Origin of the sequence: Poriferisphaera corsica (assembly GCF_007747445.1) — a bacterium.
GTDB lineage: Bacteria > Planctomycetota > Phycisphaerae > Phycisphaerales > Phycisphaeraceae > Poriferisphaera > Poriferisphaera corsica.
Genome location: NZ_CP036425.1, coordinates 3,263,429 through 3,278,583 on the forward strand (window position 1 = coordinate 3,263,429; position 15,155 = coordinate 3,278,583).

Genomic DNA, 15,155 nt, shown 5'->3' on the forward strand with positions numbered 1-15,155 from the left:
TTACTTACATGATAACGTAAATTTTGCGACTTCAACAACAGTAACTATTAAATTCTCCTACCGGGAAAAATCTTAGTCGCCTAGTTCATCGATTTCATCTGGGTCTTCACAAATTGGTAACGTCATGAAGAAGGTGAGGCCGGGTGTATTGGTATTGGGAGAAGCCCAGAGTTTGCCGCCGTGATTTTCTACGATGGATTGGCTAATTGTCAGTCCCATACCCATTCCATCGGATTTTGTACTGAAAAAAGGGTTAAAAATTTGTTTGATCTGTTCTTCAGTGGCTCCGATACCTGAGTCAGATACGGCCAGTTCAACGAGAGTTGAGTCGTCAGGTGAGATGCGAGAGGAAAGCGTCAATTGCCTATCCTCCGCGGGGGTTTCCCTCATCGCTTCGCCGGCATTTCGGACGAGATTGAGGACAACTTGTTCAATTTGGATCGCATCGACGCCTATATTTGGAGTGCCCGTATCAAGGTTGTCCCTAACAGTGATACGGTTATCACGGTTTTCGGCGGCACAAAGTTCGAGAACGTCGTGGACGATTTCGTTCACTGAAACAAAATTCTTTTGGGATTCACGTTTACGAACGAAATTTCGCATGCGTCGGATGATTTCCCCGGCTCGCTGCGCCTGGTTGCCGACATTGGCAAGGGCTTCGATGAGGGTATCTTTGTCGATGTTGTCCATTTCGACGCGCTTGCGGCAGCCGAAAACATAGTTGCTGATAGCTGCGAGGGGTTGGTTGAGTTCGTGTGCAAGGCCGGAGGCCATTTCGCCCATTGTTGAGAGGCGGGCAACATGCGCGAGCTCATCACGGCGACGGCGTTCGAGCTCTTCAGCTTGTTTTTGTTCAGAAACGTCACGTTGGATTGAAACGAAGTTTGCGACTTCACCTTTTTCATCGCGAACTGGGGTGATGTGCCACTGGACGGTGTACTCTTTGCCATCTTTGCGGTAGTTAACGGTTTCGCCGGTGCATGGACGGCCTGTTTCGAGAGCGGTGCGGAGTTCGTTGAGTACAGAACGGTCAGTGTTTACGCCTTGAAGCACGCGAGGGGTTTGACCGACGATGTCGGCGGCGGCCCAGCCGGTCATGTGCTCGAAGGATGGGTTAACGTAGATAATCTCTGGGCCGGGGTGGTCGATACGGGCATCGGTGATGATGACGGCTTCGTCAATCTGGTCGATTGCGGTACGAACGAGTTTCCAGACTTGCTCGGCGTTGATGCGATCTGTGATGTCGGCAGAGATACCGCAGACGCCGGTTACTTTGTTATCAGAACCGTAGAGTGGGAATTTGATGGAGAGATTAACGCGAGGCTCGCCGTTAATCATCGCGGCTTCTTCAAACTCGATCGTTTTGCCATTGCTCATGACTTCGATGTCATTCGTCCGGTAGAGATTGGCAAGTTGTGGCCTGAAGATGTCGCTATCGGTTTTACCAACAACATCGGTGATTTTGCGCTGATAGCGTTGCTCGAACATGCGGTTGATGAAGAGGTATTTGCCGTCAGCATCTTTAAGGTAGATTGATGCTGGGGTGTTGTCGAGAATGCCTTGGAGGCGTTGTTCGGATTCTCGGAGACGATCTTCAGCGATTTTACGTTCGGTGATATCACGCGAGACGGCGAGGCCGCCATAGATGTAGCCGTTTTCCTCTCGAAGAGGCGTGAGGATGTATGAGAAGCGTCGCTCGCCTTTGGTGGTCAGCATGTCGACTTCGCCGGATTGTGCTTGGCCACTGGCAAACATCGCTTTGGCTTTTTCAATCACTTGGCTCATACGATCAGGCGTAAATCCGACTTCGTATGGCGTTTTACCAAGGACGTATGACTCTTGGACGCCGTAGTCTTCGAGGATAGAAGCAGAAACCTGTAGCAGACGTGTTTGCGGATCAAATAGCCAAAGGTGGTCTGGCGAGGCGCTCATGATCGTGCTGAGCGTACGGGCCTGGTGCTCGGATTGCTCGGTTATGCGTTCGAGTTCTGCGGTACGCTGCATGACACGGCGTTCGAGTTGTTCGTTGAGCTCACGTAGTTTGATTTCGTAGGACTGGCGTACAATCGCAGCGCCGAGTGTGCCTGCGACGGATCGGAGGAGATCGACTTCACGTTCGGACCAGTCGCGCTCTCGTGAACATTCATCGAGTGCGATGTAACCCCACCATTGGCCGCCAGCAAAAATGGGAACTGCGACAACGGACTTAATACCTTTTGATGCGAGATCTCCGCGTTCTGATTCGGGCAAGTCTTTGACGTTGGCAAAGATGGTTTGATTGGCGATAAGCAGGTCGTGCCAACGCTGGAAGCCAGCTTTATCGTAGGGTATGGCTTCACAACGTGGTTTGACGCGTTCAGGCGGTATGTTGACGTTTTGCCATTCGTGAATTTGCGTGAAGAGGAGGTCGCCGACTTCAACTATGTAGTTTTTGCTGGGGTCGTCGATGGGGCAGACACCGTAATGAATGTCGGCTTTGGTGGCTTCATGGTTTTTGAAGATGAAGACGTAGGAAACGCCGGTGGCAACACCGATGCGATCAAGGACTTCGGGGAGACGAGACTCCCATGCGCCCATGCGGAGGAATTGTTCGACGGCGAAATGAACTGCATCCAGGATGGTATCGCGGGCTTCGAGTTGCTCCTCATGGATTTTGCCTGCGGTGACGTCCCAGATGGCGCCTTTGAGATAGAGTGGCGGGTCGTGATCGGGGTCGGGGACCACTTGGCCGACTTCACGTACCCATCGCCAAGAACCGTTACGGTGTTTAATGCGGTAAGTGAGGCGATATTCTTCTCTAGATTGTGCGGATTGCTGGATAACACTTTTCACACGTCTAGCATCGTCGCCGTGGATGAGTTCGCCGAAGGTTAGACCCTCATCCAGGAATTGAGATTTGTCGTATCCGGTAAGTGCTTCAACAGCCTCGTTGAGGTAGATCATGGTGTAGTGCGGCGGGTCGTTTTTACAGAAGTAGACAACCCCGGGCGCGTATTCGAGGACAGAACGGAATTGGTCGGCAAAATTGGGTATTAGTTGTTCTTGCAATCGGTAGGTATCGAGGCTTTTTTGAAGCTTTGAGACCTGATCTTGCAAATGTTGGACACTTTGGCTGAGGTTGTTCTGATCGTCTGATTTTGTCATTGAGAAGGCTCGATAGCGGCGAGGGGCTCCGATATGAATATGATCGCGTAAGCGGGGCTCAAGACCGTAATTAGCGTGAAATATATGTCACTATAGGCCGTTGTGAGGGTTAAAAGAAAGCGACTGATGTGACAGCACTATGATAATCGGTATCGGACATGAAAAACAGGGTGAAAAGTTTGGGGTCTTGATCAGAAAAATATTGGCGAAAACAAAGGTTAAGTGATTGGAGATAGGGGGTTGAGGGAAAGGAGGATGTGGGATGGGCTAAAGGACTTTACAAGGGGGCTGGGCGCTGCAATACTTTTAGAGTGTCGCTCGTCATTACTCACGCATTGACTGGTTGGTCGATTGCGGAGAACGAAATGTTATTCGTGGGTTGGCTGCTTAAATTACAAATCCAGTCCAGTGAATAATGATGTAAGGCACAGTATTTATTGCCCCCGTATAAGGGAAGTTGCAGGGCCGTCTGAGACTGTCATAGGTTCTTGGAATGGACTGTTTTTCTGGAAAAGGAAAGCGGATGTGGGTTCGAACCCCACACGGCCAATTGCCCGGATCATCGTGCATCGTAGTATTAGCAGCGACATGCATGGTTTCGGCGTTTTAAAAATGTCGCTGCGAAAGATGTAAGGTGTTCGTGATGATCCCACGTGAACCGGCGCGTAATCCGAATTTAGGCTTTCTCTATATTCCCCCGTATCGCATTCAAGGCATCTCGATTGCTGGTGAGCAATCGGTGGTGCAGATCCCTGAGTTAGATTTGGTTTTTGATATTGGTTTGGCGCCGAGGACGGCGTTGACGAGTAACTTTTGTGCGCTAACGCATGGGCACATGGATCATGCGGCTGGGATTGCCTATTACTATTCGCAACGATACTTCCAGGGAATGGGGGCCGGGACGGTGGTCTGCCCGAAGGCGATTGAGCAGGCGATTCATAATGTGATGGGCGCTTGGGTGGATTTGGAAGCGCAGAAGACGCCATACAAGGTGATTGGCCTGGCTCACGAGGAAGAGGTTGAAATCAAAAACAATATCTTCCTGAAGGGATTTGAAACGCAGCATACGGTGCCTTCGCTTGGGTATACGGTGATTGAGAAGCGATCGAAGTTGCGTAGTGATTTGGTGGGCCTGCCACAGGAGCAGTTGCTTGCGATGAAGGAGAAGGGGGAAGAAATCACGCAGACATTGCATATCCCGTTGGTATGTTATACGGGTGACACGATGTGGGGTGATCATTTTGATCGTGAGGATGTACTGAACGCGAAGATCTTGATTACAGAATGTACGTTCTTGGAAGATGATCACAAATCAAGGGCGGGCGTCGGCAAGCATTTACATCTGGACAATGTGATTGAGCTGCTTGAAAAGGCAAAATCGGATGCGGTCGTGCTTGTGCATACTTCGCGACGAACGCACATTGCTCAAGTGAAGAAGACGCTGAATGAACGAATTCCGCGTGAGTATCAGGACAAGCTGTTTGTATTGATGGATAACCGGACGAACAAGCAGCGATATCAGAAGCAGTTGGAAGAGGCTGAAGATTAATAATCACAGCTCAAGAAGCATTTTTAACGCTTTACAACAATTTTAGTGATCATGAAAGCCCTGCGATTGCAGGGCTTTTTCTTGCGTGGGTAGGGTTGGGTATAATGTTTTGATGCAGGAAGATAGTTTCAGATTGGCGGTTACCAAGGGGGCAGCAGATCACTATGCGATGATTAGTGATGTGGGGGAATTGGTTGAGGATCAAGGACAGGCGGTTATCAAGGGGTTTGATGCGGTGGTTGATTGGGATAAAAACGATGAGCGGCTGATCGTTCGGTTTTTAAAGATGGACAAGAAGATGGGGGGGAAACTGGGATCACTGCAATTTGATCTGACAGGCATTGATGTGAAGTCAGGGCATGGACGATCACTAAAGCAGCCGATCGCAAAAGCGGTGGGAATTAAACGGGGAGATGCGTGGCGACCCAAGGTTCTGGACTGCACAGCGGGGCTTGGGGAAGACGGATTCCTGCTGGCTGCATTTGGGTGTGAAGTGACCCTGATCGAACAACATCCACTCGTCTATGCAATGCTTAGAGATGCAATCAATAAAGCGGGTCAAGGGGACGAAGGATTGGCTGAGATTGTTGGGCGGATGGATCTGAGGCCCGGCAATGCGATCACTACAATGCGCGAATTAGAATCCGATGCATATGACGTGGTGTATCTTGATCCGATGTACCCCGAGAAGAAACGTCATGTATCAGCGCGAACAAAAAAATCGATCTGGTTTTTAAGGCAGTTACTGGGACACGATGAAGCGGATTCGGATAACACGGTTGGCCTTTTTGAACAAGCGATTGCGGTCGCAAATAAGCGGGTTGTGGTCAAACGACCAAACCATGCGCCACCACTGATCAATGAAGCGCATAAGAAACCGGAAGCAAGCCACAAGGGCAAGTCGTTCCGGTTTGATGTGTATCCGAGACATTAGTGCAATCATATTACGAACTAGAAGCCAACTCTTTTTCGTGCGTATTTACTTGACTCTTTTTATTTCGATAGAAGAGTTGGGAAAGGCTCAGACGACCTGGGCCTGTAAAACAAAGCGTGAAAGCACCGAACATGTAGAGTAGATTGAGTTCAATTTCAATGCCGCCATGTTCATTCAACGCGAAACCTCCAAGCCCATCGGTTAAATAGACAGCCATGATCATCGTGAAGGCTAAAATTGCGGCAGCTGGTCGAATTAAAAAACCAACTATGATAAGAATAGGCGCAACGGTTTCACCAAGGTGCACACCATAGGCCATGACACCTGGAAGGCCTTGATCAATAAGATCGAGTTTAATATCATCGATACCTCCGGAAATTTTTGAAATACCGTGAAAGAGCATCAGGATGCCAAGTGATAAGCGTAGCATCAACAGTCCAATATCGTTTTGTAGTCGCTTCAAATCGCTTTGATTACAAACAGGCATAATTAAAGTTCCTTTACTGCATGATAAGTTGTTGTTCTATCGATTCTGAATCGTTGGTGTGATTTTGGCCAACAGTTTTAATAGCTGGATTCTTTCTTTTTTAGTTAGAGCATCGAACAATGGATCCACTTGCTTGAAGTGAGTGGGAAGGATCTTTGCGATCAATTTTCTGCCTTTACGCGAAAGTTTTATGAATGAAGATCGGCCATCACTGGGGTTCGATTCACGCTCAATCATTTGCTGATCTTGTAGATTTTTCAACAAGCCGGTAACGGTAGCCCGGCTTGAACTTACGGTTTGGGCAATACGTGCGGGCGTCCATTGTTCATTACTGAGTAGAAAGAGCAGCACCATGATTGCAAAGCGACCTTGCGATAAACCAAATTGGGAAAAATGAGATTCTGCGCCAAGAATGGTGAGATGAGCAAAATCCATCAAAGCTAGCTGTGTTTCAATCAACTCGGTATTAGCAGATGGGTACTGCTCCGCAATTGCAGAGATCAGTTTAGTACGTGTTTTATCCTGCGGGACAACGGTTTGTGTGGTCATCGCTGACTCTCTCTTATACTAGTTAGGTACCTTATTATATAGTTCGGCACCTAACTATCAATAATATTTGTTTAAAAATAGGACGTCCGAATGCGTCAGTATTTGACTTAAAGAACATTCGACGACATACAGACATTAAAAAAGCCCCTGCAGTGCAGAGGCTTTTCATGTTAGCTATGAGGTTGATCAGTCAAGGACTGGTTTGCGATCATAATCGCCGTTACTGCTGCCATCAGATGACATGGGTGAGTTCTTGGATGGCTTTTGAGCACCAAGAATGAGGAGGGTTGGCGAAGCAATCGCGATGGATGAGTAGGTACCGACGACGACACCGATGATCATGGCAAAGGCAAAGCCGTGAACGCCTGAACCGCCGAGCGTGTAGAGGGTAATCACAGCGAGGAGTGTGGTTGAGGAGGTGAGGATCGTACGGCTGATCGTTTGATTGATCGAGTCGTTGATAATCTTCGGTGTGATGTATGAGAGGCGGCCCTTGTTTTCGCGGATACGGTCAAAGACAACAATCGTGTCGTTGAGTGAGTAACCGACGATGGTGAGAAGGGCTGCAATCATCGCAAGATTGATCTTGAACGGGTCAAGTAAGAAGAGTTCAAAGATGTCTGCTTCAGAAGCGTAGAGCCAGCCACAGATAGCGACGAGGCCGAGTGTGATGGCAACGTCATGGACGAGTGCGAAGATGGCTGCGATGCCGTAGCGGAGCGATCCGAAACGGAACCAGATATAAGCGACAACAGCGAGCAGTGAGAGCACCATCGCGACGATCGCCTGCTGTTTCATGGTCGATGAGACCTGAGACGAGAAGTTGGTCACGCCAGTGAGGCTGGTGTCGCGCTGGAGTGCATCACGGATCAGGTTCCATTCAGTGTCAGCGAAGCCGCCTGCATCGTCGAGCGTGTCGGGGTCTTCAGCATAGTTAGGTGAACCTGCGGTGTTGGTGATGACGACGACTTCGTCGTAGACACCTTCCTGAACCGTGCGGCTGCCCTTGGTGACATTCTTAGTGCCAACCTGATTGATGCCGATGACTTCAGCGGCACGGTGGCCGAGTGATTGATAGGCTGGCTGGAAACGCATTCGCGTGATGCGTTGTGCGATTTCTTCAGTCGTTTGCGGCTCGGACATGCCCTTGACGACAGTTGCCACGCCGCCGATGTATTCACTGACGTTAGCTGAGACAGTCGGTTGACCAATATCAGCGCCAAGGTCAGCAGATTTGATGGCGAAGACAGGAGCCAGCGCGACGTTTTCAGCGTTAACACCGTCGAAGTCGATTGGTTTGGTTGTTTCAAGACTGTCTTCAAAAGCAATCTTAGTCAGGTCGCTGACAGCTTGTGAATCCGTCATGAGTGTTGAGATAGAGAAGGCGCTGGCAAGGGTTTGCTTATCGTCTCTTTGAGTTTGACCTTCGGTGACAACGTCGGAGTTAGCGAAGTCTTCGAAATCGAGGCCGTCTGGTTCTGATTTATATTCGCCGGCTGCGATAGCGGCATCATATTCAGCGATCGCGTTTTCGTAGCGTGTTTTTGCTTCAGCTACGATCGGCGAAACTTTGTCTTTCAGCTCGTTGTAGATGCTTTGTTCGTCAGCAGTCGGCTGATCGCCATGCTGTATGAGGGCTGCAACGATACCGAAACTTTCAATACGTTCACGAACGGTTGAGATCGGAAGGGTTTCACCCTCACGGAGATCGAAAGACACTTGTGTACCTGAGCGGAATTCGATGTCGAGCATCTCATTGCCTTGCTCCCAGACCATAAAGAAGCCTGCGACGATGAGGATGCAACTGATTGCGAAGAAAGCATAACGCTTGGCGACCCAATCGACGTTGGGATGGAGAATCTTCTTGAGGCCTGGCACGAGCGTTGGAAGCATCGTGATGGACTTAGCCATACGGAAGTGAAAGATCGTATCGATGATGGTACGTGTGCAGAACAGTGCGGTGAAGAGGGTCGCGATGATACCGATACCGAGTGTCACGGCGAAGCCTTTGACTTCAGCGGATGCGGTATAGCCGAGCACGAGACAGGTAATCAAGGTGGTGATATTAGCGTCAAGAATGGTCGAGAACGCTTTACCGAAACCTTCGCGGACGGCGGCGCCAGTGTCACGACCGCTTTCAAGTTCCTCGCGAATACGTTCGAAGATCAGGACGTTCGCGTCAACAGCCATACCAATCGTGAGGACGATACCTGCGATACCTGGGAGCGTGAAGGTTGCCTGCACCATGGACATGACACCGAGGATGATGACCATGTTCAAAAGTAGTGCGAAGTCAGCGATTGCACCAGCCCAGAAGTAGTAGCAGAGCATGAAGATGGCAACGAGGCCGATGGCCCAGTATGCGGCCTCAAGGCCCTTGGTGAGGTTGTCTTGGCCGAGTGACGGACCGGTCGTTTTGATCGAAATTGGATACTCAGAGAGTTCACCTTCAAGCGAACCGGCTTTGAGCGTTTGAACGAGGTAACGGAGGTAAGAAGGCTGGAAACCGCCCTGACCGCCAGTGATGATGCCGTTGGATGAAATCTTTGATTGCAGCGTTGGAGCGGAGATCACTTGACCGTCGAGAACGATGGCCATCTGCTCGCCTTGGTGAGCACCAGTGAGCGCCCCCATGAGCTGTGCGCCGACTGCGTTGAGCTGGAAGCTGACAGCGGGAAAGCCTTGCTGATCTGCGGTTTGATAAACGCGGGTGAGTGACCAATCGCCTTGCGCTTTGGTCATTGAGTTGTTGTTAGCATTACCAAGCAGAACGTAGTAATCGCCATTGAAGTTGTCGCCGACCAGGCCGCGTGATGCGAAGTATGCACCGGGGTTTTCTTCCGCAGCACGGCGTTCGGCTTCACGTTCGATAAATTTTTCTACGTCCTGAATCTTAAACCAACGGTACGGACGGTTGATGCCGAATCGTGGCCCTTTCTCACGGAGTTGCGTGAGATAATCGTTCGTGTTGACGATCGGGTTGTTGGGTGTTGCAACGATACGGAATTCAAGAATACCTGAGCCGCGAAGAAGTGCGATGAGGTCGTTAGGGTCATCAAGCAAGCCCTTGTTGCCAACGTAGCCATTGAACGCGGTTACGACGTTATCAATTTGTGATGCAAGATTCGGATGCTCAGTCTTGAGCAGATTGACGGCTTCTTGACGTGCAGCGATGCCAACTTCGCCGGGCGCTGCAGTTGTCAGATCAAGAACGCGGTCGAGTTCGCCTGCAGTCAGGTTGGAAGCGAGAACTTCATTTTCCTGCTGGTTATAGGCTTCTTTCGAGTTCACGTAGGCTTCGGTCGCCTCGATCATCTGCTGAAGCATTTCGTCTGCATTAGGCGACGCTTCTTTTTGTGCTTCAGCATAAGCTGCGGTCAGTTCTTTATAGGGGCCTGCCGCTTCATCAAGATTGCGATAGGCCGCGTAAAGGCTTTGGAGCTTTGCGAGATAGGCTTCGTTGCCGCCTGAAAGCTTCTGGAAGTCAGCCTCACGCTCTGCTTGTTGCTTCTTGAGTGCTGCATCGATGGTGCTCTTATTGATATTGAGCGCGAGCACGTCTTCACGTGCTTCGATGTAGTTCTCGCGAGCTTCTTTCACATCGTCCGAAGGCAATGCCATCTGGATCTCGATGCGGTTACCCGCAATCTGTCGCCACACGAGGTTACGCACACCGCTTGGGTCAACACGGCGTTGCAAGACAGCAATCGTTTCGTCGATGACCTGACGTGCATCAGCACCTTGAGGTACTTTCACGTCGTAAACCATCGTCGTACCGCCAGCCAGGTCGATACCGCGTTTGAGTTTGGTCTGAGGTGGCCAGAGCAGCGTTGAACAGGCTGCCAAGACAATGAGGATCAGAATTGGCTTCCAGATAGGATATTTCATAATGACCGTTCGCTTTTTAAAAATCTAAATCAATAACCGGATGTTTTCATCGCATCACGTGAGGTGCTGTACTTGCCGAACCTATCTTTCGATGAGGCCCCTGCCCTTTGAGGCTGATTGCGTAAATGAGCATTTATCAGGCAAAAAAGCCGCAGGGTATGACCCACGGCTTCTGATTGCTGATCAATTTATTCTTTTTCTTTATCGTCGATCACCGTCTGAATCGCAGTGCGGTTGAATCGCATGCGTGTGTTGTTGTTTTCATCAATTTTCACAACAACAACATCGTCACGGATATCAACGATTGTGCCGAGGACGCCACCGATGGTCTGGACTTTGGAGCCCTTTTTCATCGAAGCAACCAATGCGGCCTTTTTCTTTTTATCTTTGCCGTTAGCACGGATCATGAAGAACCAAACGACTGCCAAGACAGCGATCATGACAAACAGGAACTGGTTGCCACCGCCTGTTGGCGCGGGAGCTGTCCCATTGCCGTTACCACCACTCGCATCTGGGCTGCCGTCTGCTTGCGTAGTTGCGGCGCCTTCCTGAGTCACGGTGTTAAGTGTCGGCGGGCCCGACTCTTCAGTTTGTGCGAGTGTGTACGTTGCGAGGAATTTATCAAGCATCTTGTTTCGTCTCTCTTGCTTTGTTATCAGCCCGCATCAGATTCGATGCGAGCCTAATCTTCGATCCATCTATTTTAACGGCCTGTCCAAAAGTTGCTGGATCACACACCCTTTTGTGGATGCCGACCTCATATTTCAGTCAACAACCTCAGGAACGCAGTATTCCTACAGCAACACTTCGGGCGTTTCAGCCAGTATACACAGACCACAAGTGCTTGTCTGACAAAGATATATACCAGCTTCCCTACTCTGCAAAAGCGACAGGCCACTTCGTGCGGATCAAAGACCAGTCATTTTGACGTATCGCAGCACGTATGTCGAGCATAAACCTTTGGAAATGCCGGATGTTATGTGCAGAAACAAGTATCCCACCTAGCATTTCATCCGCCCGAAAGAGATGCCGCAGATACGATCTGGAGAACCCACCCGAACAAGCAGGGCAATCACATCCATCTTCGATTGGATTCGGATCTGTCGCAAATTTCGCGTTCTTCAGCCGAATCTGTCCCGTTGAAGTAAACGCATTCGCATTCCGCCCGTTCCGAGTCGGCAACACACAATCAAACATATCCACACCCGCCTGAACAGCCAGCAGGATATCTCGCTCATAACCCACACCCATCAGATACCGTGGCTTTTCCTCCGGGAGCAGCGGAGCCGTAAACTGCACAACCTTCTTAATCTCCTCCGGCCCTTCCCCCACCGCAACGCCGCCAATCGCATAGCCGGGCAGATCCAATTCGGAGACACGCTTTGCACACCACTCACGCTGCTCATAATCCGTCCCCCCTTGGCAGATCCCAAAGAGCGCCTGCTCCGATTTCCGGGCATGAGCTTTCTTACAACGCTCAAGCCAACGAATGGTTCGCTCATTCGCTTCTTTCACACGCTGAATGTATGCAGCATCATCCATCCCCGCACCAAGCGCAGGATCGACTCCTCCCTTGCTCCAGCGTTTTGATTTATCACCACCCTGTTGTTCTTCTTGCCTTTGAGCTTCCCCCTTTGAACGTAGCTTATTCACATCCCCACGTGTCGGCTTCGCTTTGTTACCACCGCCCACATTCTTGAATTGAGCCGACCGCTGCCGCGCGTGCTCGTTAACGTTCTTAGCAGGCGGACAATCATCAAATGCCATCATGATGTCCGAACCCAAATGATTCTGTACCTGCATCGATCGTTCAGGCGTCATATCAATCAATGAACCGTTCAAGTGATTACGGAACACAACCCCATCCTCAGTCATACGGTTGATGTCAGCCAAACTAAAAACCTGAAACCCACCCGAGTCCGTAAGGATCGGTTTATCCCATCGCATCCACTTATGCAGCCCGCCCATCTGATCAATTAACTCAGATCCTGGACGCAGCATCAAATGATATGTATTTCCCAATATAATTTGTGCGCCAAGCGATTCGACCTGCTCTGGCAGCAAACCTTTCACTGTCGCCTGAGTACCGACATTCATAAACGCCGGTGTATCAAATGAACCATGTAACGTACTCACACGTCCCAAGCGAGCCTGTGTCGTCTGGTCACGTACCTCGATCTCAAATTTAAGCGGGGATTCAGCCATTCGAGAAAGTTTAATGAGAATCACGACTCGAATCCAATCCGGCTCACCCCAACATCTCACCAACCTCGCAAAACAACTTCCATAAAACCCCCTTTAAAAAACTGCGTCTTTCCATTTAAAACAATACAGCCCCACCCCATAGCGGACGATACTACCACCGTTAGGGCATACCAACTTAAGGGGCAAATAAATAGCCGCTTGAGTTTCTTAGGTATGGCACGCCATTTCTCCTGACGAACTCAAACAACAACAGTATTTTCGTTTTCCCTGCATGCTCCCACATGCAACGGAAAGGTTTTGTATCAATCTCTCTATCTATCTATTTATTAGAAGGACATGAACCATGAACTTCAAGTCTGTACGTGCAAAGATCACTTTTTGGTCGGGGCTTGCACTCACACTAACGATCCTTACCTCCACAATTTTCTCCGGCTGGAAAGCTTGGTCTGACGCCAAATCCTATGCCGAACAGGAAGCATTAAAAAACACATTTGATGCCTCGCGTATCATCAAGAGTACACTCGACAAAAACATATCGATGAGTCGCATACTTGCCGGCTATGCAGCGCATAGCCTTGACGAAAACCTCTCTAAAGTTAAAGATCCACAGCAAGTACAAGCCATCCTAGAACAAGCACTTGTCGATAACCCCGAACACGTAGGCGCCTGGATTTATTTCCGCCCCGGCATCACAACCAACAGCGAGCAATACAAACTCGAAGCTTCAAAACACTCGCTCTGGTACAGTGGCCGCATCTCCGGCAACCAATTCGAATGGCAGTTCGGCGCCGACGATGAATCCAACGTCGAAGATTGGGCCCAAGTTTCATACCGTACACGCAAAGCACACATGACCGATCCGTACTACTACAAAATCGGCGGCAAAGATGTCCTCATCGCCACATTCAGTGTCCCAATCATCATTGACAACCAAACCGTCGGTGTTGCTGGCCTAGATTTCCCACTTAAAGGTATGCAGCAACTCGCGGATTCCTACAATCTCTACGACGGCCAAGCCAACATGGTTATTCTCAGCCCCAATGCTTTCGTGATGGGCTATACCAACAAACCTGACAACCTCAATAAAGACGAAGCAAAACTCGATTCGCAATTTGCAAAAAACCGAGACACCATCATCAGCGGAACACCCATGAACTGGTGGAATGATGGAAAACTCAAAGTCTTTCAACCCAATCAAATTGATGCCGGCAGCCAATACGCTACCGTCCTCATGACCGTACCCGAAGATCTCATCCTCGCACCCGCAAAAATTGCATTAATTGAAATGATCGGCCTAGGCTTCATCTGCCTTATCACCGCCGGCCTACTCATCTGGTATATCGCCGGCAAAATTAGCCGCCCCATTATCGAAGTCGTGGACGGCATGAACGATATCTCGCAGGGTGAAGGCGACCTCACCAAACGTCTTGATAGAAAAACAGACGATGAAGTCGGCGACCTTGCAGATGCATTCAACAATTTTGCTGAAAAAGTACATGACATCATCCTGAACGTCTCGTTAACAACACAAGAAGTTGCAGGAGCTGCAACTGAGATCGCCGCATCCAGCGAAGAGATCGCTCAAGGTATGTCAGAACAGAACGCACAGGTTACAGAAGTCTCATCAGCTATTGAGGAAATGTCCGCATCGATTGTCGAAGTTGCCTCTCGCAGCCACGAAGCCAAGGACTACGCTGATAACGCGAAAGATCTCGCAGAATCTGGCGGCAACATCGTCAGCCAAACCGTCAACGGTATCAAACAAATATCCAGTGACTCAACACAAGTCGGTTCACTCATCGGAGAACTTGGCAAACAAGCTGAGAAAATCGGCGAGATCATCAGCGTCATCAACGACATCTCTGACCAAACCAATCTCCTCGCACTCAATGCAGCCATCGAAGCCGCACGAGCCGGTGAACATGGCCGGGGATTCGCCGTTGTCGCCGATGAAGTACGCAAACTTGCCGACCGTACCACCAAAGCGACCGACGACATCACCGAACTCATTGACGCCATTCAAACGCAAACCAATTCCGCGATTGAAAAAATGGATGCGAGTAAATCAAACGTCGAGCAAGGTGTTGACACCGCAACACAAGCCGGCAATTCACTTGGTGAAATTATGGACGGTGCAGATAAAATTGCTGGCATGATCCAAACCATTGCCGCAGCTTCGGAACAGCAATCCGCAGCCTCAGAGCAAATCTCATCCAACATACAGGCGATCTCAGCCGTCACCGCTCAATCACAGCAAGGCACAACACAAGCCGCTCAAGCATCCAATCATCTCTCTGAACGCGCCGAAGAGCTTAAGCAACTCGTTGGCCAGTTCAAAACCCGTGAAGCGGCATAATCCTTAAATCCTTACCTCCCCCCTCCACTCGACACAGGCTCTG

The 15,155-nt window shown here is 49.9% G+C and carries 9 protein-coding genes; 3 read left to right on the plus strand and 6 right to left on the minus strand.

What is annotated here, in order from left to right; genetic code table 11:
* Positions 1–72 precede the first annotated feature (72 nt).
* The gene (locus KS4_RS13380; protein ID WP_145079051.1) at positions 73–3,144 is read right to left on the minus strand and encodes a PAS domain S-box protein; all 3,072 of its coding nucleotides are present in this window, start codon (positions 3,142–3,144) and stop codon (positions 73–75) included.
* A gap of 643 nt (positions 3,145–3,787) precedes the next feature.
* Between KS4_RS13380 and KS4_RS13385 the strand changes: the two genes are divergently transcribed.
* Together KS4_RS13385 and KS4_RS13390 are read left to right on the plus strand one after the other, a co-directional pair.
* A complete protein-coding gene (locus KS4_RS13385; RefSeq protein ID WP_145079054.1) occupies positions 3,788–4,693 on the plus strand; it encodes an MBL fold metallo-hydrolase in 906 nt (301 codons plus the stop codon).
* Between the two features lie 112 nt (positions 4,694–4,805).
* Positions 4,806–5,627 (plus strand): class I SAM-dependent methyltransferase, encoded by an 822-nt coding sequence (locus tag KS4_RS13390; RefSeq protein ID WP_145079057.1) that lies wholly within the window; start codon positions 4,806–4,808, stop codon positions 5,625–5,627.
* A 10-nt stretch (positions 5,628–5,637) separates the two neighbouring features.
* On the opposite strand, the gene KS4_RS13395 is transcribed toward KS4_RS13390, so the two are convergent.
* From KS4_RS13395 to KS4_RS13415, 5 genes are all read right to left on the minus strand, one after another.
* Positions 5,638–6,114 carry a DoxX family protein gene (locus KS4_RS13395; RefSeq protein ID WP_145079060.1) on the minus strand — a complete coding sequence of 159 codons (477 nt, stop codon included), beginning with the start codon at positions 6,112–6,114 and terminating at the stop codon, positions 5,638–5,640.
* Positions 6,115–6,150: 36 nt separating this feature from the next.
* Positions 6,151–6,663 (minus strand): MarR family winged helix-turn-helix transcriptional regulator, encoded by a 513-nt coding sequence (locus KS4_RS13400; RefSeq protein ID WP_145079063.1) that lies wholly within the window; start codon positions 6,661–6,663, stop codon positions 6,151–6,153.
* A gap of 186 nt (positions 6,664–6,849) precedes the next feature.
* Complete coding sequence (secD, locus tag KS4_RS13405; RefSeq protein WP_145079066.1) at positions 6,850–10,551, minus strand: protein translocase subunit SecD; 3,702 nt, start codon at positions 10,549–10,551, stop codon at positions 6,850–6,852.
* A gap of 188 nt (positions 10,552–10,739) precedes the next feature.
* Positions 10,740–11,180 (minus strand): preprotein translocase subunit YajC, encoded by a 441-nt coding sequence (gene yajC, locus KS4_RS13410; RefSeq protein ID WP_145079068.1) that lies wholly within the window; start codon positions 11,178–11,180, stop codon positions 10,740–10,742.
* Between the two features lie 244 nt (positions 11,181–11,424).
* On the minus strand, positions 11,425–12,780 hold the full coding sequence (locus KS4_RS13415; RefSeq protein WP_200761253.1) for a tRNA guanosine(34) transglycosylase Tgt: 1,356 nt from the start codon (positions 12,778–12,780) through the stop codon (positions 11,425–11,427).
* A 319-nt stretch (positions 12,781–13,099) separates the two neighbouring features.
* Between KS4_RS13415 and KS4_RS13420 the strand changes: the two genes are divergently transcribed.
* Positions 13,100–15,112: a methyl-accepting chemotaxis protein gene (locus KS4_RS13420; protein WP_145079071.1), complete on the plus strand. Its 2,013-nt coding sequence runs from the start codon at positions 13,100–13,102 to the stop codon at positions 15,110–15,112.
* The last annotated feature ends 43 nt before the right edge of the window (positions 15,113–15,155 follow it).

What these genes read in the sequence shown, in the direction of transcription:
- secD (WP_145079066.1), bottom strand. Translation starts at nt 10,551, where the DNA reads ATGAAATATCCTATCTGGAAGCCAATTCTGATCCTCATTGTCTTGGCA.
- yajC (WP_145079068.1), bottom strand. Translation starts at nt 11,180, where the DNA reads ATGCTTGATAAATTCCTCGCAACGTACACACTCGCACAAACTGAAGAG.
- KS4_RS13385 (WP_145079054.1), top strand. Translation starts at nt 3,788, where the DNA reads ATGATCCCACGTGAACCGGCGCGTAATCCGAATTTAGGCTTTCTCTAT.
- KS4_RS13390 (WP_145079057.1), top strand. Translation starts at nt 4,806, where the DNA reads ATGCAGGAAGATAGTTTCAGATTGGCGGTTACCAAGGGGGCAGCAGAT.
- KS4_RS13420 (WP_145079071.1), top strand. Translation starts at nt 13,100, where the DNA reads ATGAACTTCAAGTCTGTACGTGCAAAGATCACTTTTTGGTCGGGGCTT.
- KS4_RS13395 (WP_145079060.1), bottom strand. Translation starts at nt 6,114, where the DNA reads ATGCCTGTTTGTAATCAAAGCGATTTGAAGCGACTACAAAACGATATT.
- KS4_RS13400 (WP_145079063.1), bottom strand. Translation starts at nt 6,663, where the DNA reads ATGACCACACAAACCGTTGTCCCGCAGGATAAAACACGTACTAAACTG.
- KS4_RS13380 (WP_145079051.1), bottom strand. Translation starts at nt 3,144, where the DNA reads ATGACAAAATCAGACGATCAGAACAACCTCAGCCAAAGTGTCCAACAT.